This window comes from Negadavirga shengliensis (assembly GCF_042652345.1).
In the GTDB taxonomy this organism is placed as follows: domain Bacteria; phylum Bacteroidota; class Bacteroidia; order Cytophagales; family Cyclobacteriaceae; genus Negadavirga; species Negadavirga shengliensis.
Window position 1 is genome coordinate 96631 of the sequence record NZ_JBHSJJ010000002.1, and the last position, 17477, is coordinate 114107.

Here is a 17477-nt window from a genome sequence, read left to right on the forward strand (position 1 = left end):
AATGGGGAACAGGAAACAGGGCGGAAACTTCCTGTTCTCTTTTCCCTATTCACTCATTATTCAGAAAACGAAAAACAGGGAACAGGTAACAGGTAACAGGGAATCGGACGAAACCTCCTGTTCTCTTTTCCCTATTCCCTATTCACGCAGTATTCAGGAAATAGAGAACCGGAAAAAGAAAATCGGGCGAAAAACTTCCCATTCACTCCCCCATTAATCTTGAAAAATTTTATTTATCTTTAGCTGATAATTTAAAAAAATAGGTTTTTATACCTATTCGTTAGTCAGATCAAAAAAATGCTATCAAAGCGCAACGAATTAAGTCAACCCAAATCAAATGAACTACAAAAAACTACTCTTCGGGCTTGGTATGCTGTCCATAGCGTATTGCCAATCTTATTGGGCGCAGGCCCAAAGCAGTGTCAGCATCATACCCCAACCCAAATCGATAGACGTCAGGGAGGGCGCTTTCATACTGCATCCAGGAACTGCCATTGTGGCCAAATCAGACGACACCAGAAAAACGGCCGCCCTCTTTAATGAATTTCTCAAGTCAGGCTCAGGTTTTGACTTGAAAATCAGCCTGATCGATCAGGACCGGCAGGCAATCATTTTGGAAGAAAGCAATAAATTTGACAATAAAGAAGCGTATTCCTTAACGGTCAATGATGAAAAAATATTGATCAAAGGGAGTTCGGCCGGCATATTTTATGGTATGCAGTCCCTCTTGCAGTTAATGGAAAACCATGATGGACAGGTGGTTATTCCTTCGGTTAACATTGAGGACGAGCCTGCGTTTGGATACAGAGGCATCATGTTGGACGTGGCCCGCCACTTTTTCACCACTGACCAGATCAAGAAAATGATCGATATGATGGCTTATTTCAAATTCAACCGGCTGCACTGGCATCTCACAGAAGATCAGGGCTGGCGTTTGGAAATCAAAAAATACCCCAAATTGACAGAAATCAGCGCTTGGCGGGATTCTACCATCATTGGCCAGTATTACGATTTTAAGCCGTTTATCTATGATGGCAAAAAACACGGGGGTTATTATACCCAGGAAGAGGCCAGGGAAATTGTCCGCTACGCCTCAGAAAGGAAGATTACGGTGATTCCGGAAATAGAACTGCCCGGCCACAGCTCAGCTGTTTTGGCGGCTTATCCCGAACTCGGGAGCTTTGAGGTAAAAGAAGGAAAGGCGCTGCCAGGCTCCATTGCTGCGACCAACCAAAAAGGTGAGCCATTGGACAACGATTTAAGCACCGATGTACCCGGATACTGGGGAGTTCATTACAACATTTATGGACCGACGGAAAACGCATTCAGATTCCTGGAAGATGTGTTGACGGAGGTGATGGCTATATTCCCGAGCGAATATATCCATATCGGGGGAGATGAGGTTCCCAAAGACCATTGGGAAACTTCTGAAATTGCCCAGAGGGTCATCAAAAAGGAAAAACTGGAAGACGAACATGAATTGCAGAGTTTCTTTATCCGAAGGATAGAAAAGTTTTTGAACAAAAATGGCAGAAAACTGATAGGATGGGATGAAATTCTGGAGGGCGGCCTCGCTCCCAATGCCACGGTGATGAGCTGGAGAGGGGAAAAAGGCGGGATAGCCGCTGCCAAAATGGGACATGACGTGATCATGACTCCCAACAGCCACCTGTATTTTGACCATTATCAGGCACAGGACAAGTCCACCGAGCCTCTTGCCATCGGAGGATTCCTTCCCCTGGACAAGGTTTACAGCTATTCTCCCATTCCTGACACGCTGAATGCGGATGAAAGGAAGCATGTGCTCGGCGTTCAGGCGAACCTTTGGACAGAATACATTCCCACCAATAACAAAATGGAATATTTCCTTTTCCCACGTGCCTTGGCCCTTTCAGAAGTAGCCTGGAAAAAGAAAGAAGAGAAGGACTTTCAGGAATTTTCCCTGGAAAGGTTACCAAAAACCCTAAAGGCGCTTGAAGAACGAAACGTGTTTTTCAGAATACCCGAAGCAAATGTACAGATAGAAAGGGACAATGAGACAGGCAGGCATAAAATAAGCATCCAGCCGATGGTGGCCAATGCAAAAGTGTACTACACCGTAGATGGCCACAAAGCGGATCAAACAGCCGCCTTGTATTCCGCTCCTTTTCTGGCTCCCATCACAGGGGAAGGCCAAGAAGCATTGACCCTGAAATACATTGTGGTGACACCAAAAGGCCGGAGCAGCAATGAATTTTCGGTTACCATAGAATAGAAAAGTTCGGATTTACTCCCAAACGGCCCCTCGGAGGAAACTTCAGGGGCTTTTTTTATGACACAGGCGGCTTGCCCAACCTACCCGTCATCCAACTCAATAAGACCCAGTCAAATACCGCATGGGCAGTCATGGCTGTGTATATGCCTGTCCTCTCAAAAAGATAGCCAAAACAGGAAATGATAAAAACCATAACGACTCCATACACACTGATCCTCCAGTTAAAAGGATTGAGATAGCCGTGTAACAAAACAAAAAGGATTGATGTTTCCCACAGACCCAGCAAAGGCTGCAGTCCTGCGCGGAAAAACAGTTCTTCTCCCACGCCGGCACAAAAGGAGACAAAAAGAATAGTGGAAGGTGTCCATGACCACCGGTTGATCATATCCCGGTAAAATACCCTCTGTTTGTCAAAAAAACTTCGCGTAATCAGAAACCAGGCGATACCCGAAGCGACCATTCCCGTGAAAACCCCTAAAAGCAGCTGCCAGCCAAGCGGCCAGCCTCTGGAAAACAATTCCCCGATTTCAATATCCTGAAAAAACCAAACCAACGCCAAGCCGACCAGACCAAAACCCAACACCGTGAACCAACCTATCCATATAATTTTATATTTCACTTAAGTCTCTGGAATGTGTGCTGAATAGATTTTCACAAATGGGTGGCTTTATATTGCCCTGCTATCAGTTTGCCACAGATCGGCATTCGGCCCCAATTTTTCCTTCAAGGGCTCCGTGATTTCGTTCAGTCTACTGATTATATCCGGCGTAAGTTTAACCTTCAATGCTTCCATATTTTTGCTGACCTGGTCGGCATTCCTTCCACCGACAATCACCCCTCCTACTCCCTGCTGTGCCAACAGCCAGGCAAGGCTCAAGCTCCCCATGGGAATGTTCACTTCTTCGGAAAATGCCTTGATCTCTGCTAAGGTCTGGAAAGTTTCCTTCTCACAGCCATCCTCCTGATGCCTTGCCTGGGATCTGCGGTGACTGAAGTGTCTCGTTCTCGCCCGGTCATCCGGCACTTCATTTTCCGAGGCAAACTTGCCGGTCAACAATCCCTGCATAATGGGAGAATAACAAAGAACAGGCACATTATCCTTTACACACTGTGGCAAAATGCTGTACTCAATGGCCCTGAAAATCAAATTATAGGCCATTTGGTTGCTACTGATATGAAACCCTGAGTGCTTACATATATCCAGACTTTTGTTCCCAAAATTAGAGACCCCATAAGCCCTGATCTTACCTTGGTCCTTGAGGGTTTGCAATGCGCCTAAAGTATCTTCCAAAGGGATATCCGGATTTGGCCAATGCAATTGATAAAGATCAATATAGTCGGTTTGAAGATTTTTTAATCCCCGTTCGCAAGCGCTCATGACATTTTCGGGAGCAAAGTCCATCGGTCCAACCTTCGAGGCGATCACGATTTCCTTTCTTTTTCCTTCCATTGCCTTTGCCAGAAGATTTTCGGATTGACCGCTTCCATAGGCTTCCGCCGTATCAAAGCAATTGATCCCCAGATCAAAAGCTGCCCTTATGGCTGTCAGTGAGTCCCTTTCATCCTGAGGACCCCAGTTGAATCCGCCTACGATGGCCCAGCATCCAAAGATCAACTTTGAAATTTCAAAATCGGCATGAGGTAGAGCGGTTTTGGGTACAGTTGGCATAATTCCGGTTGATTTTAAAGTTATTGGATAAAAAGGTAATTTTAGAAGTGCATGAAAATACGGCTAGAGAATTACTTTACCAAACCCCTGGCATGAAACCTGCTTTTTCTACCGTGGATTTTAACCTTCTGTCGTTGCCGCGATAGGGTTGACATACCATAGTCGAGCTCAGTCCTTTTAGTATCTTTGCGCTGTGATGGAAGGCTTCATTGCAGCAGGACAGAAATGTGAGCGGTTATCCTAACCAAAAAGTCGAATATTTGATAGCGTATGATACAGGTAGAATTTGTAAACAGAGCTAAAACAGTCTTTGAATCCGATGACGATGTAATCGGATTGGCTGTGGGCGGTTCCTGGTTGACAAACCAAATAGACGAATTTTCAGACCTTGATTTAACACTGGTAACAAAGACCAAAATATCCGGCGACAGGAATTTAATGATGGGTTACGCCAAGCGGCTAGGTGATTTTCTCTCTGGCTTCACGGGCGAACATGTTGGGGAACCAAGGGTTCTTATTTGCCTTTACGACAATCCGCTTTTGCACGTGGATATAAAATTTGTAACCCTTGACGAATTTCATTCCCGTGTGGAAACGCCAATTCTTCTTTTGGACAAAAACGGGCAACTTCAACATGTAATAGACAATTCCATATCAAAATTTCCCCATCCTGACTACCAATGGATCGAAGACCGCTTTTGGACTTGGGTTCATTATTCGCTGCTAAAAATAGGGCGTGGAGAATATTTTGAAGCATTCGATTTTTTTGGCTTTTTAAGAATGGTGGTTTTGGGGCCGCTGTTGCACCTCAAGAACGGCAACCTGCCCCGCGGGGTGAGAAAAGTTGAAAAAGAATGCAATGAAGACGACTTACATCACCTGAAGCAGACCATTCCAACCTATGACCGACAATCTTTACTGGACTGTTTACGCAACGCTGTGTCGCTGTATAGACAGCTCAGGACGACGCTTTTTGATGATAATATTGAACTACAAAATGCAGCTGAGGAGAAAGTTATGCTTTACTTCGATGAAATTGAAAACAAAAAATAACAGAAGGTTTTCCTGATCAAAAAAACGGTAACAAAATGACAATTTATGGAAATGGTGAGCGCTCATTTTAGGGAGTACCGGGAGAAATTTGCCAAAACCCAACCATTCAGCTGTTTTAACCGCCATACTCCAAACCCAAATTTCACCATTGGCGATAAATCCACTTGTACAATAGCTCTCAGGATTGTATATTAATATCAATTTATTCCTTTAAGCTCAATCCAAAATACCGCACCCATTAAACCTATAAAAAACCATGAGGACACTGTTTTGCCTGCTGATGACAATCTTCTTTATTTCCGTTTCCCTGGCCCAGGAGCTGACCCTGGTCAAAAACAGAAGATCCAGTTATAAAATCATTATCCCTGAAAACCCGGATGTACAGGAGATAGAGGCAGCCAAAGTGCTACAGGATTATTTGCACAGAATCTCGGGTGCTTATATTCCGGTAAAACATGATGACGCCGGCACCGACCCACATGAAATCCTGATAGGAAATGTAAACCGGCCGGAACTTGCCGCGGTACCCAAGGAGAAGCTGGGGTTGGATGGACTGTATATCCGCAGTACCGGGCAAAAACTCCTTATAACGGGCGGTCCAAAAAAAGGGACCATCTATGGGGTCTACACCTTCCTGGAAAAATACCTGGATTGCCGGAAATACTCCTCGACTGTGGATGATATCCCGAAGAAAAAGACTATTAAAATAAACCCTATCGATGATCTGGATATCCCGGCATTTTCATTCAGGGAGGTCTTTTACCATGATGTGTACACTCCGGAGTACATGGACTGGCATAAACTGCACTCTCATGGCGGAAGGGGGACTTCTCCCACGGAATGGGGATATTGGGTCCATACCTTTCACACCCTGTTGGATCCCATGGAATACGGCGAGTCAAATCCTGAATATTTCAGTTTTTATGACGGTAAACGCCATTCCGGTCTCGTCCCCTCCTGGGATGGCAAGAGTGTACAACCAGAGGCCCAATTATGCCTGTCCAATCCCGAGGTGCTGGAGATAGTCTGCGAAAACCTGAAGGTGGCCATGGATAAAAAACCGGAAGCGCTTTATTGGTCAGTCAGCCAAAATGACAACGTAAATTATTGCCAATGTGAGCACTGTGCAGCCTTGGACGCCCAATATGCCGCTTATGCGCCCGAGGAAAAGATGTATGCCACCCATGGCGGCCAATATCCTGCATTGGGCATGGGTTCCTTGCTTACCTTTGTCAACAAGGTGGCGGAACGTTTTCCCGATAAAATCATTTCTACCCTGGCCTACCAATACACCCGGGTGCCTCCCAAGGGAATTGTTCCCCGGAAAAATGTGAACATCATGCTTTGCAGCATTGAAAGTACGCGCAACGAACCCATCGAAACAGGGGATCTGTCATTCAGCAGCGACCTGGAAGGCTGGGGAAAACTAACAGACAATATCCTGGTTTGGGACTACACGATACAGTTCTCCCATTTGCTTTCCCCCTTCCCCAACCTCCGTACCCTGCAGCCTAATGTGCAGTTTTTGCGCAAAAACAGGGTCAGCGCCGTTTTTGAACAGGGAAACATTCAGAGCGGAGGGGAATTCGCGGAATTGAGGGCTTACTTACTGGCCAAATTACTTTGGAATCCGGATGTGGATATAGAAAAGGAAATGGATGGATTTCTTGATGCCTATTACGGCAAAGCTGCCAGGCATGTCAAACAGTACATCAATCTACTGCATGACAATAATCAAGGCTATACCGGCAGGAAACTGTCCATATTTGGAAGCCCGGTGAAAGAAACAGACAGCTACCTTACTCCGGAACTGATCAGTGAATACAATACCATCTTTGACAATGCCGAAAAAGCCGTGCGAAAACATCCGGAACAGTTGGACCGTGTCAGATCCGCCCGTCTGCCTGTGTTTTATGCCATGCTGGAAATCATGAAGGACAACCAAGTCTCCAGCCCCAGGCCTGTCGGATCATTGCAGAACGGGAAGGCCAAACTGACGCCTGAGACAAGCCAACTCCTGTACGATTTCATCTACCACTGCCTCCGGACCAATGTCAGCCGGCTCTCGGAGTGGCATACGCCCCCACGGGAATACCTGGAAAAATACCCGCTTCGTTTATCGGGGTTACAATAGGTTGAAACAACCTTGCTTAGCGGATGATTATGGAAAACATTATTGATAACATCCGAACAGAACTCAAAAACAATACGGATGAAAAAACCCGGACGACCAGTCAAAACTTTTTTAAAGAAAGGATAAAGTTTTATGGCGTAAAAGTTCCAACGGTGAATAAGATAAGTAAGACATTTTTTAAACTCATTGAGTTTCGGACAAAGTCAGAAATATTTGATCTTTGCGAAATTCTATGGCAATCCGGATTTATTGAAGAATCATTCATCGCATGCAATTGGTCTTACTATGTTCATGAAAAATAGGAACCTGAAGATTTTCAGATATTCAGGAAATGGATTAATGATTATGTGAACAATTGGGCGTCATGCGACACGCTTTGTAACCATTCTCTTGGAGAATTCATCGAGATGTATCCTGAATTTTTACGAAAGTTAAAGGACTTCGCTAAATCGGATAACAGATGGATGCGGAGGGCTTCCGCGGTAAGCCTGATTATACCTGCCAGAAAGGGGAAATTTCTCAGGGACATCTTAGAAATAGCCGATGTTTTGCTTTTGGATAAAGATGATTTGGTTCAAAAAGGATATGGTTGGATGCTGAAAGCTGCCAGTGAAGCCCATCAACGGGAAATATTTGAATACGTCCTTAAGAACAAGGCTATTATGCCCCGAACAGCATTACGATATGCTGTGGAAAAAATGCCGGAAAATCTGAAAAGCAAGGCATACTGAACGAAATCGCCGGAAACTGTAAAACAAACCGGGCCGCCATTGTGGATTTCAAAGGCAAATCCTACTATATCTACCATAATGGGGCTTTAAAAGACGGGGGAAGCTACAGGCGTTCTGTCTGTATCGACTACTTGCACTACAATCCTGACGGCACCATGAAACGGGTGGTGATGACTTCGGAGGGAGTACAGCACATAGCGGGTTAATACATTCTAAACCTTGCAAGATGAAAAAAAATACATTTGAAATAAAACCTTACACCGATGCTTTCAAAAAACAAGTAGTTGATGTGTGGGAAAAGTCCGTGCGTGCCACGCATGGATTTTTGGTACCATCCGATATTGACCATTATAAAAAAATCGTAGCCGTGCTGGATTTTAACGCTTTTTCGGTTTATTGCATGGTCCGGGAGGATATCGTCGTTGGCTTCATCGGCGTGGCAGACCGGAAAATCGAAATGTTGTTTTTGTCACCGGAATATTTGGGACAGGGATTGGGCAGAACCTTGGTCAATTTTGCGATCAAAGAACTTGATGCTGATAAAGTTGATGTAAACGAACAAAATCTCCTTGCCGTAAAATTCTACGCCGGATTTGGATTTGAACCCTATGGCCGGATGGAAAAGGACAGTGAGGGGAAAGACTATCCCATTCTAAAAATGAAACTTTCCACCTATCATGAATCCATCATTAACAGCTCTTAGAACCGTACTTGGTATCATTTTTATCACACACGGAGCCGCACGGATTTATCACGCTTCCGTACCGGATTTTGGGACTTTTTTAGAAAGCAAAAACATCCCTTTGGGAATGTTGGTTGCCTGGATCATCACCCTCGGGGAAATGGTTGGCGGGACATTATTGATACTGAATAAGTATGTAAGATATTGTGTACTATTTCACGCGGCCGTCATTCTGGGGGGCATTGTATGGGTACATTTGCCTAATGGCTGGTTTACGGTTGGACATGGCAGCGGAGGAGTTGAGTATAGTCTTTTGATCCTTGCAGTCCTGGCATTCTTATATCAGCATGACCGGGAAGTAAAACCTTCTCTCTTCCAAAGATAAATCTGTGAGAATCCGTGCAATCGGTGGGATAAAAAACAGTTCCATAATTATATTTCTCCAACGTTATACAACGAAAAAGGCTGAAGTCGGTCTTTGTACAGCCATCAAATCTTAGTATCTTTACTAAGGCATGATTGCCATATTCTTTTGGTAAAGTGGACTGATAAAGACAACAACCACATGGATGACAAAACAAACGACGGCGCAAAAAATGAATCGCCTGCAAACGAAGCCACACCCAAAGTTACAGGCATTGGCGGGATTTTCTTTTTCTCCGACAATCCCAAGGAAACCAAGGAATGGTACGGCAAAAACCTCGGGCTGGAAATTGACGATTACGGATCTGCTTTTGAATTCAGAAATGCCAACAGGCCCGAGGAAATCAATTACCTCAGGTGGAGTCCTTTTGAGAAGGACAGTCCTTATTTTGCCCCCTCCAAAAAAGACTTTATGATAAACTACCGGGTGCAGAATATAGAAGGCCTCGTAAAAAAGCTAAAGGAAAACGGAGTGACCGTTGTTGACGGGATTGAGGCTTATGACTACGGGAAATTCGTTCATATACTCGATCCCGAGGGCAACAAAATAGAACTTTGGGAGCCGGTGGACAGTGTTTTCACCCAAATGGGTGGCAAAACGACCAAATGATACATTCAAATTGCTTGGCCACCCAAAACAAAAATCCGTGGAAATCCGTGTAATCCGTGGACAAAAAGGCTACAATGCATACGGCTTTTATCCATGGACATAGAGATAAAAAAACTGTCATTTGCGGATCTGAACGACTTTATCGACCTCATCAGGGTCTTTGAAGACGTCTTCGAAATGCAAAACTTCAACCCGCCACCCTCAGCCCACTTGCAAAGCCTTCTTGATAATTCCGGCTTCCTGGTTTTTGTGGCCAAGTTGCAGGACAAAGTAATAGGCGGATTGACCGTCTACATACTCGACCAATATTATTCCGCCAAACCTTTGGCATACATTTACGATCTCGCGGTTTCCGTTGCCCATCAGCGGCAGGGAATAGGCAAAAAACTCATTTCATATCTGACTGAATATTGCAGAGAAAACGGGTTTGAAGAGGTGTTTGTGCAGGCCGACAGGATCGATGATTATGCCATCGATTTTTACCGCACCACCCGCCCGACAAACGAGGAACAGGTAGTGCATTTTTACTATACCCTTTGACCTGCCGCTTCAATCAAATTCCACCACCACGCTTTTGCCGGCATATACGCCTTGAGGCAGCTCCACAACGACTTGGGTACCGCTATTATTTGGATCCGGCGAGGTTTTAATCCCCTCCCTTCTGCTGAGATAGCTTCCGGAAACCATCAGCACAAGTTGATCCGATTTTCTGGAGGGATCGGAAACGGCCATGGATTTTAGCCGGCCACCTTCCATTTTAAGCATGGCCATGCCGGGACGGTCCAGGGCAACCCGCAAGCCGTCGGCCATTTGCAATTCCCCCGGTGCATAAAATGCGATCTGACATATTCCCAGCTTCCTGTTGACCACCGCCTGCATCTCCGAATTGTTGGCAAGGACCTCGATACCCCGGTTGTCGGCACTGGTTCCGGATAATTCCCCCTCAGTAATATTGGGGACTACAATGTATTGATAAGACGCATTTTCCGGGTTGATGCCATGGTCAAACCACAACATGAAAACATCTTCCCTGACGACTTCCTCTGATATGTTTTTCTGGTCGGTGATATCGGACCAACGTCCCTTTTCCTCCTGATTGGACAGTTGTATACTTACAGGTTCCGGGAAAATATACCCCACCTTATCATGATAGACATATTTGACCGCATCCAGCCCGCGCCTGCCGTGGGGGATTTTTTTCGCTTCCCCCTGCTGCATGACGGTCACATCACTTCGCATCAGCACCTGGTTAATGGTCGTGGCCACCGGCAAACCCGCGTCCGACCTGATATCCGTTCCCAAACAGACATACTCCTCATCAAAAAAGAACCATGATTTTTTGGCCTCCACTCCATCATGGGGGCTTTTAAAATCAAATGCGACCGCCCCATACAGACCATCGGTAACTGCGCCCACAAAGTCGGTCAGGCCATCCAACTGGATATTGTCCGGTCCATGGAGCTTTGGTTTTTGCAGAATGGTGGTGCCGGATATCTTCTGCCAGTCGTAGACCGGCCAAATATCGTGGTACTCATCTCCCTTGAGCATGAGATAATTTGTGCCGTCCGCCCTATGGTGGGTGGTGATCCCGGGGCCGTTGTAAGGCTCCTCCATATTCCTGTTTCGGGTAGAAAACATCCTCACCGTGGTATAGAATTTCGGTCTTTGGAAAACAAAATGTTCTGTTTGCCAAAAGAATTTGCTGAAGGACCGGGTGGGTGATATCTCCCCTTTTCTTAATTTCAGTATCTCCTCCAATTCATCCCTCCGGTAATCTGTGCTGAACAGCATTTTTTCTACCTCATCGGTCCCTTTGGGTTGAAAACCCGCTTTATTGGATATGCTTCGGTTTTTTACACTGATGTCTTCATAGATACCGTATACCAACTGCTTGTATACCCCATCCAGATAATAGTCGGCCAGCTGGTCGATTTTCTCTTTTGAGAAGGCATATTTTGTCCCGGCGACATAATAGGACCATTCCCCGAAAGCATTTGCGTATTTGCCATAACCGTAGGAGGTGGTGTTGTTTACCCTGTCATGCCTATGATGGAAACTGTAATCATGCTGCATGCCCCGCTCGCCCGTGCTGAACTTTATTTCTCCCTCTATGATTTTGATCACCTCATCAAATCCCTCATGATCTTCCATGAACAACAGGTTTTTGGCCAAGATCCCCGCAATGACGATCCTGTCACCGCTGGGCCTGGCCCCGGAAGCTTCCATGTGTGCCCTGCCAATGATCGGCTGCGCCCCCTGCACCAGGTCACCGGGCAGTTCTTCTCCCATTAACAGCATCAGATGCACCAGATTGGTGGGCGTGGTGATTTGGTTGTTGTGCCAGTTATCGCCAAAAAAATCATGGTCCACCCAATATTTCAATGAGGCGGTGATCCTTTCCTTCAACATCCCATTTTGATGGTATGTTGATCCTTCTTTTTTATACGCTCTGGCAAGATCAACAAGATCCTCGGTATGTCTCCTATGTGGAAAACCCGCTGTTCGGCTTAGGTCAGCATAATTGATATCTCTAAAACTGCCGTCCTTGCTCATTCTTCCCAAGATCTCTTCAACGGCCTCATCCTCGACATCCATCTTCATCAGCTCATCCACCACCTTTTTTTTGATGGTAGCGAAATCATTTTGTTGGGCGGAGGCCGATAAAAACATAAAAAGGCAAACCAGAATTAAAACAGGTGTTTTGTAAGCTGAAGTCATGGATTTAAGGTTTTGGGTGAATTGCCGAATCAGTCAAAAGGCAAATTATATTTGCCTTTTGGAAAGTAACAAAAATCCGCAAGAATGTCCTTATCCAAACGGATGAATGGCAAAAGTTTGGTCTAAATTGCTACTTTTGAATAAATTATTTTACAAATGAAACCCCGGTCATAGCCAACATCACTGTAACTGTGCTCTATACACATGATCCAAGGAACCCACAACGCCATAGAAGACCCCAGAAACGAACACATCAAAATTTTTATCAATGGGGAGTTGCTGCCCCGTCCGGACGCCAAGATATCCGTTTATGACAGCGGCTATCTCGTGGGAGATGGTGTTTGGGAAGGTTTTCGGGTACATAAAGGCAGAATGATTTTTATCCGCCAGCACCTGGACCGGCTCTGGCAGTCGGCCAAAGTGGTCGGAATGAATTTACCCTTCAGCAAAGAGGACCTGGTCGCCAATGTCCAAAAAACGCTCGATGCCAACGGTATGGAAGACCATATCCATGTGCGCGTGATGGTCACGAGGGGCATCAAAAAAACCCCTTCCCAGGATCCCAGGTTTACCGTATCAGGTCCTAATGTGGTGATCATCGCCGAACACAAAAAAGCATCCGCGGAAACCAAAAAGCAGGGTGTCTCCCTTTTTACCTCCACCATCAGGAGGGGATCTCCGGACTATCTGGATCCACGGCTCAACTGCCACAGCAAACTGCATGAAGTGCAGGCCCTTATCCAAGCCCTGGAAGCCGGCGCGGACGAAGCCCTGATGCTGGATATCCAGGGCTTTGTGGCCACCTGCAATGCCACCAACTTTTTCATGGTAAAGGGAAATGAAGTCTGGACCTCCACGGGTCAGTACTGCATGAACGGCATCACCCGCGGCCATGTCATTTCGCTCTGCCACCAAAACGGGATCATTTGCAAACAAAAAAATTTCTCTCTTTTCGATACCTATGGGGCAGATGAGGCATTTGTCACGGGCAGTTTTGGCGGGATCACACCGGTCAACAAAATCGACGGCAAACCTATTGGCAACGGCGGCATGGGAGAACTTACCCGGAAAATCCACCAGTTGTACCAAGACCTGATCACCTCTGAAATCCACTCCCAATGAGCACATCCCCCTTTGTCAAACGCATATCCCTGTGGTCGGGTCCACGCAATATATCCACGGCGCTGATGTATGCCTTCGCCCAAAGAAAAGACACCAAAGTGTATGATGAACCGTTGTACGGCTACTACCTGTCCCATTCACCGGCAAAAGCCTATCATCCTGGAGCCGAAGAGGTGATCCAAACCATGGAAAACGACGGTGGGAAAGTGGTGGAGATGATGCTTCAAAACACAGAAAAACCGGTGCTTTTTTTCAAAAACATGACCCATCACCTGCTTGACCTGGACCGTTCATTTATGAAAGGGCTTGTCAACATCATTCTAACCCGCGATCCGGTCGAAATGCTGCCTTCTTTTGCCGAAGTGATTGACGCACCTTCAATGGACGACGTGGGGTACAAAATGCACATCGACCTCCTCGGAAACCTCGAGGCTATGGGACTTCCTGTCATCGTTATTAATTCCAAATCTATTTTAGAAAACCCGGAACACCAATTGAAAAAACTATGCGAGGCCATAGAGATTCCTTTCGATAAAAACATGCTTCAATGGGAAACCGGTCCGCGTCCTGAAGACGGCTGCTGGGCAAAATACTGGTATGGCAACATCCATCGTTCTACTGGCTTTATGCCCTACAAGCCCAAAACCGTTCCTTTCCCTGAAAAATTAAAGCCGCTTTTGAACGAGTGCCTCCCCTATTATCGGCAATTGATGGAAAAGGCATTGTGAAATTATTATCCCAAGTGGTATTTATATGCGCAGCTGCTTCGCACGCCAAAAAAAGATCTGTTCTTTCCATAATAAGCCAGGCATTGCTGTCTATCTGGCTGTACCGAATGTGAAGTGTCCGCTTTAAGGTTTTTCTATCAATTCCAGAATCTGCTTTTTGGCTTTTCTGGATTCCGGTAAATTGAGCAGCATCCAGGTGTGGAACATACCAGGAAACTCATGGTAGCTGAGTGCAATGCCTTTTTCATCCGCCATTGCTTTTAGCTTTCTTGCATCTGCTGCCAAAATCTCTCTCGATCCCATAAAAACCGAGATCTCCCCAAGTCCATCCAATGGTCCGTTGATGGGGCTCAGCAGATAATGATGAAGATGTGCGCCGCCAGCATATGCCTTTCCGGCTAGCTGCAAACCATCCACGCCCAAAAAGGAATCAGAGGGGTCTATGTCCCTTATTTCAGGGTTGAGCAGGCTTAAATCCAACCAAGGGGAGAGCAGTATTATCCTGTGTGGTTGGGGGATCTTTTTGTTCTTCATGAACTGGGCAAGGGCAAGGGCCAAACCGCCTCCGGCAGAGTCCCCCATAAGGATGAACTTATCCGGGTCCACCGAGCCCACCAGCCTCTTATAAAGTTCGCTGACCATGGCTATGGTATCCTTATAGGTATGGACAGGGGCAAGTGGATAATCAGGGGCGGTTATGGTACACCCCGACTTGTTCACCAACATGGATAAAAACCCCCAGTGAGGACGGGAAAAACTTTGAACATAGGCCCCGCCGTGAAAATACAGGATGTGTTTCCCTTCTCTGTCCGCGCAATGTTTCGGGCTCAAAGTAAAAACATTATGGTCCTGTAGCTGGTATTTCTTCACGTTGCAGACTTCCCGTGCTTTTCGGGTAGGTTCAGAAGAACTGAAAAGATCGAATTTATTATACTTAAACTGCCTTTTAAGTAGGGTTTTCTTATTTATCAGCTTTAAAAGAACATTGAACAGCCTGCTTTCTAAACTTACCAAGGTATTGGTTTTTAAAATGTAAAAGGATAGATTTATCTATCCCTATGCTATCAAACAAAATCAACCGTAAAAACGTTTTTTTTTGTTTATCATTATATCGAAAACCCACATTCCAGGTACTTGCTATGGCCGACAAAAATGAATTGGAATATGGCTTTTGGCTGAGATTGGACAATGCAGCAAAAATATACCCTGCAGTCACCAGCAGTGAATTAACCTCTGTGATACGGATTTCCGTGGAACTGAAAGAAAGAATAAAAGCAAAGCAGTTCAGTGAAGCCATCAGGGATATTGAAGAAAGGTTCCCATATTACAAAGTAAAACTGAAAAAAGGTTTTTTTTGGTACTACCTGGAACATCAAAATCTCCCGGTACAGGTGATAGCGGATCATTGGATGCCGTGCAGGACATTCGGAAATGATGAATTGATGTACAGGATATTGGTAAAAAAAAATAAAGTAAGCGTAGAATTCTCCCATATCTTAACTGATGGCACAGGTACGTTTGAATTTCTGAAAACCCTTTTATTTACCTATTTCATAAAGTGCGGACACGCCATTCCGGATGAAATACCCTGGCTTCAACCCGGTGAAAAGGCTCATCAGGAAGAATATGAAGATGGGTTTAACCGGTTTTTTAAAAAAATCACTTCTCCAGTGATTTCTGTCCCGAATGCTTTTCATATGCCTTTTCCCTTAAAAGAAAAACCCCGCTTTGAGGTTTTGCTAGGTATAATACCGGTAAAGGGGATTTTGATAAAAGCAAAAGCGTATGCCGTCAGCCTTACCGAATATCTGGTTGCTGTCTACTTGTTTGCCTCACAGAAAGTGTATCAGGAACTTCCCCGTCAGAAAAAACGTCACAGCAATAAAATAATAAGGATAGAAGTGCCGGTAAATCTGCGTAACCTGTACCGTACGAAAACAATGAGGAATTTTTCTTTGTACGTAATGCCGGAGATTGATATGCGCCTGGGCTGGTACACTTTTGAAGAACTGCTAAAAGTCGTACATTATCAGATGCAGTTGGAAACCGACAAAAAACTGATCGGCAAGATGATTTCCAGACATGTGGGTGGTGAAAAAAACCTCTTCGTCAGAAGTGTGCCTCTTTTCTTGAAATCCCTCATCCTTAGCAAACTATATGCCCGGGGAACCAGCAAATACAGCGGCGTTGTCACTAATTTGGGAAAGGTGGATTTTGGCACAGATCTTAATGCCCTGATTAAAAGGGTGGTTTTCATACCGCCCCCACCAAGTAAAATTTTGAAGACCAACTGTGGAATAGTGGGATTTGAAAACGAGTTGGTGCTGAGCTTCGGTAACATTACCACTTCCAGAGAGCTTGAAAAGCATTTCTTTAGGTTTCTGAGCAGTCAAGGAATTCCCGTTAAAATTGAAAAGTACTAACCTTATGAAACCTAGCATGACGAAAACGTCAGACACTGTGATGCCCGAATCGAGTTCCCCGAAACAAGTTCGGGGCAGGCCAGGATAGGCTATCCCGGTCTAAGGCGCGGGACAAGTTATGGCCTATTAAGAAAAAATTATAATCATATGGAAATTTGCAAAAATTGTGGTGTGATGCTAGAACCTGACATGAAGGTTTGTCCTCTATGTGAAACGCCACTCGGCGTCGGCCGTGCTGCTGATAAGGATGTCTCTGATAATGAACGAGACCACTTTAGCAGGAGGGCGCGCTTTGATGACCGACGAATGAGCAGCCCTCAAAGAAAGGCCACATGGGAACTTGTATCCATCATTCTTATCCTTTTAGTCATTACTACAAGCCTCATCAATTATATCATTAATAGAGAAATTTCCTGGTCAGAATACCCTGTGGCTGTATTCCTGATCATCTTCTCTTATGTTTCATCCTTTGCTTTTCTTGATAAAAAAAGGGAAATCCAGGTGTTTTGTGCATTCCTGACAGCTTCTTTGGCTATATTTATGCTGGATTCCTTTACTGGGGGCAAAAGCTGGGCGATACATTTGGGCATTCCCCTTTTATTTTTTTCAAATATGGTTTTCATCGGAGTATTGGTGGTTTTTAGAAACGCCATCCAAAGAGGAATTAACCTCATCGCCTATTCCTTCTTTGCCACCGCCCTGCTCTGCTTATGTGTAGAAGCCAGTACCGACCTGTATATAACCGGTCGCATCAACCTGTTCTGGAGCCTTATTGTGAGCGCCTGTGTACTTCCGGTAGCAGCGGTTTTGCTTTTCATGCATCACAGAATGAAGAAGGGCAGGGACCTTAACAGAATATTTCACGTTTGAGAGCCCATATACTTTCGCTGATTTGATCTAAATGAAATTGTACAATTTCATTTAATTACC

General features: G+C 45.2%; 17 protein-coding genes and 1 pseudogene. 14 read left to right on the forward strand and 4 right to left on the reverse strand.

All coding sequences use genetic code 11. The features are described from left to right. Position 1: 1 nt before the first annotated feature. Positions 2-217 (forward strand): hypothetical protein, encoded by a 216-nt coding sequence (locus ACFPFU_RS03450; RefSeq protein WP_377061545.1) that lies wholly within the window; start codon positions 2-4, stop codon positions 215-217. A gap of 120 nt (positions 218-337) precedes the next feature. Next, positions 338-2254 (forward strand): beta-N-acetylhexosaminidase, encoded by a 1917-nt coding sequence (locus ACFPFU_RS03455; protein WP_377061547.1) that lies wholly within the window; start codon positions 338-340, stop codon positions 2252-2254. A gap of 55 nt (positions 2255-2309) precedes the next feature. Here ACFPFU_RS03455 and ACFPFU_RS03460 read toward each other — a convergent pair whose 3' ends face one another. Both ACFPFU_RS03460 and ACFPFU_RS03465 read right to left on the reverse strand, forming a co-directional pair. Then, entirely contained in the window at positions 2310-2873 is a 564-nt protein-coding gene (locus ACFPFU_RS03460) for a CPBP family intramembrane glutamic endopeptidase (protein ID WP_377061549.1), read from the reverse strand. A gap of 48 nt (positions 2874-2921) precedes the next feature. Next, positions 2922-3923: an aldo/keto reductase gene (locus ACFPFU_RS03465; RefSeq protein WP_377061551.1), complete on the reverse strand. Its 1002-nt coding sequence runs from the start codon at positions 3921-3923 to the stop codon at positions 2922-2924. 270 nt (positions 3924-4193) lie between these two features. Here ACFPFU_RS03465 and ACFPFU_RS03470 point away from each other — a divergent pair, with 270 nt between their 5' ends. The 8 genes and pseudogenes from ACFPFU_RS03470 (at position 4194) to ACFPFU_RS03505 (ending at position 10096) form a co-directional block, all read left to right on the forward strand. Then, positions 4194-4976: a nucleotidyltransferase domain-containing protein gene (locus tag ACFPFU_RS03470; protein WP_377061552.1), complete on the forward strand. Its 783-nt coding sequence runs from the start codon at positions 4194-4196 to the stop codon at positions 4974-4976. 256 nt (positions 4977-5232) lie between these two features. Next, complete coding sequence (locus ACFPFU_RS03475) at positions 5233-7110, forward strand: DUF4838 domain-containing protein (RefSeq protein WP_377061554.1); 1878 nt, start codon at positions 5233-5235, stop codon at positions 7108-7110. Positions 7111-7139: 29 nt separating this feature from the next. Continuing rightward, positions 7140-7841, forward strand: a pseudogene (locus tag ACFPFU_RS03480) (DNA alkylation repair protein). Between the two features lie 41 nt (positions 7842-7882). Then, on the forward strand, positions 7883-8047 hold the full coding sequence (locus tag ACFPFU_RS03485; RefSeq protein WP_377061556.1) for a hypothetical protein: 165 nt from the start codon (positions 7883-7885) through the stop codon (positions 8045-8047). Positions 8048-8067: 20 nt separating this feature from the next. Beyond that, the gene (locus tag ACFPFU_RS03490; RefSeq protein ID WP_377061558.1) at positions 8068-8544 is read left to right on the forward strand and encodes a GNAT family N-acetyltransferase; all 477 of its coding nucleotides are present in this window, start codon (positions 8068-8070) and stop codon (positions 8542-8544) included. Further along, entirely contained in the window at positions 8519-8908 is a 390-nt protein-coding gene (locus ACFPFU_RS03495; protein ID WP_377061560.1) for a DoxX family protein, read from the forward strand. The genes ACFPFU_RS03490 and ACFPFU_RS03495 overlap by 26 nt, the downstream gene beginning before the upstream one ends. Before the next feature lie 180 nt (positions 8909-9088). Continuing rightward, positions 9089-9556, forward strand: coding sequence for a VOC family protein (locus tag ACFPFU_RS03500; RefSeq protein ID WP_377061561.1), 468 nt, complete (start codon positions 9089-9091; stop codon positions 9554-9556). 93 nt (positions 9557-9649) lie between these two features. After that, complete coding sequence (locus ACFPFU_RS03505; protein WP_377061563.1) at positions 9650-10096, forward strand: GNAT family N-acetyltransferase; 447 nt, start codon at positions 9650-9652, stop codon at positions 10094-10096. Between the two features lie 9 nt (positions 10097-10105). On the opposite strand, the gene ACFPFU_RS03510 is transcribed toward ACFPFU_RS03505, so the two are convergent. Then, on the reverse strand, positions 10106-12274 hold the full coding sequence (locus tag ACFPFU_RS03510) for a polysaccharide lyase family 8 super-sandwich domain-containing protein (RefSeq protein WP_377061565.1): 2169 nt from the start codon (positions 12272-12274) through the stop codon (positions 10106-10108). Positions 12275-12478: 204 nt separating this feature from the next. On the opposite strand from ACFPFU_RS03510, the gene ACFPFU_RS03515 reads away from it, so the two are divergent. Beyond that, positions 12479-13396 (forward strand): aminotransferase class IV, encoded by a 918-nt coding sequence (locus tag ACFPFU_RS03515; protein ID WP_377061567.1) that lies wholly within the window; start codon positions 12479-12481, stop codon positions 13394-13396. After that, the gene (locus ACFPFU_RS03520) at positions 13393-14124 is read left to right on the forward strand and encodes a sulfotransferase-like domain-containing protein (RefSeq protein WP_377061569.1); all 732 of its coding nucleotides are present in this window, start codon (positions 13393-13395) and stop codon (positions 14122-14124) included. Before ACFPFU_RS03515 ends, ACFPFU_RS03520 begins: the two co-directional genes overlap by 4 nt. A gap of 123 nt (positions 14125-14247) precedes the next feature. On the opposite strand, the gene ACFPFU_RS03525 is transcribed toward ACFPFU_RS03520, so the two are convergent. Further along, a complete protein-coding gene (locus ACFPFU_RS03525; protein WP_377061571.1) occupies positions 14248-15138 on the reverse strand; it encodes an alpha/beta hydrolase fold domain-containing protein in 891 nt (296 codons plus the stop codon). Between the two features lie 125 nt (positions 15139-15263). On the opposite strand from ACFPFU_RS03525, the gene ACFPFU_RS03530 reads away from it, so the two are divergent. Further along, entirely contained in the window at positions 15264-16547 is a 1284-nt protein-coding gene (locus ACFPFU_RS03530; protein WP_377061573.1) for a hypothetical protein, read from the forward strand. A gap of 174 nt (positions 16548-16721) precedes the next feature. Next, positions 16722-17417 carry a DUF6320 domain-containing protein gene (locus tag ACFPFU_RS03535; RefSeq protein WP_377061575.1) on the forward strand — a complete coding sequence of 232 codons (696 nt, stop codon included), beginning with the start codon at positions 16722-16724 and terminating at the stop codon, positions 17415-17417. Positions 17418-17477: the final 60 nt, after the last annotated feature.

Excerpts from the sequence above, each read along its gene's own strand:
- ACFPFU_RS03465 (WP_377061551.1), bottom strand. The coding sequence starts at position 3,923 with ATGCCAACTGTACCCAAAACCGCTCTACCTCATGCCGATTTTGAAATT.
- ACFPFU_RS03505 (WP_377061563.1), top strand. The coding sequence starts at position 9,650 with ATGGACATAGAGATAAAAAAACTGTCATTTGCGGATCTGAACGACTTT.
- ACFPFU_RS03500 (WP_377061561.1), top strand. The coding sequence starts at position 9,089 with ATGGATGACAAAACAAACGACGGCGCAAAAAATGAATCGCCTGCAAAC.
- ACFPFU_RS03455 (WP_377061547.1), top strand. The coding sequence starts at position 338 with ATGAACTACAAAAAACTACTCTTCGGGCTTGGTATGCTGTCCATAGCG.
- ACFPFU_RS03450 (WP_377061545.1), top strand. The coding sequence starts at position 2 with ATGGGGAACAGGAAACAGGGCGGAAACTTCCTGTTCTCTTTTCCCTAT.
- ACFPFU_RS03515 (WP_377061567.1), top strand. The coding sequence starts at position 12,479 with ATGATCCAAGGAACCCACAACGCCATAGAAGACCCCAGAAACGAACAC.
- ACFPFU_RS03475 (WP_377061554.1), top strand. The coding sequence starts at position 5,233 with ATGAGGACACTGTTTTGCCTGCTGATGACAATCTTCTTTATTTCCGTT.
- ACFPFU_RS03530 (WP_377061573.1), top strand. The coding sequence starts at position 15,264 with ATGGCCGACAAAAATGAATTGGAATATGGCTTTTGGCTGAGATTGGAC.
- ACFPFU_RS03490 (WP_377061558.1), top strand. The coding sequence starts at position 8,068 with ATGAAAAAAAATACATTTGAAATAAAACCTTACACCGATGCTTTCAAA.
- ACFPFU_RS03470 (WP_377061552.1), top strand. The coding sequence starts at position 4,194 with ATGATACAGGTAGAATTTGTAAACAGAGCTAAAACAGTCTTTGAATCC.
- ACFPFU_RS03510 (WP_377061565.1), bottom strand. The coding sequence starts at position 12,274 with ATGACTTCAGCTTACAAAACACCTGTTTTAATTCTGGTTTGCCTTTTT.
- ACFPFU_RS03535 (WP_377061575.1), top strand. The coding sequence starts at position 16,722 with ATGCTAGAACCTGACATGAAGGTTTGTCCTCTATGTGAAACGCCACTC.
- ACFPFU_RS03520 (WP_377061569.1), top strand. The coding sequence starts at position 13,393 with ATGAGCACATCCCCCTTTGTCAAACGCATATCCCTGTGGTCGGGTCCA.
- ACFPFU_RS03495 (WP_377061560.1), top strand. The coding sequence starts at position 8,519 with ATGAATCCATCATTAACAGCTCTTAGAACCGTACTTGGTATCATTTTT.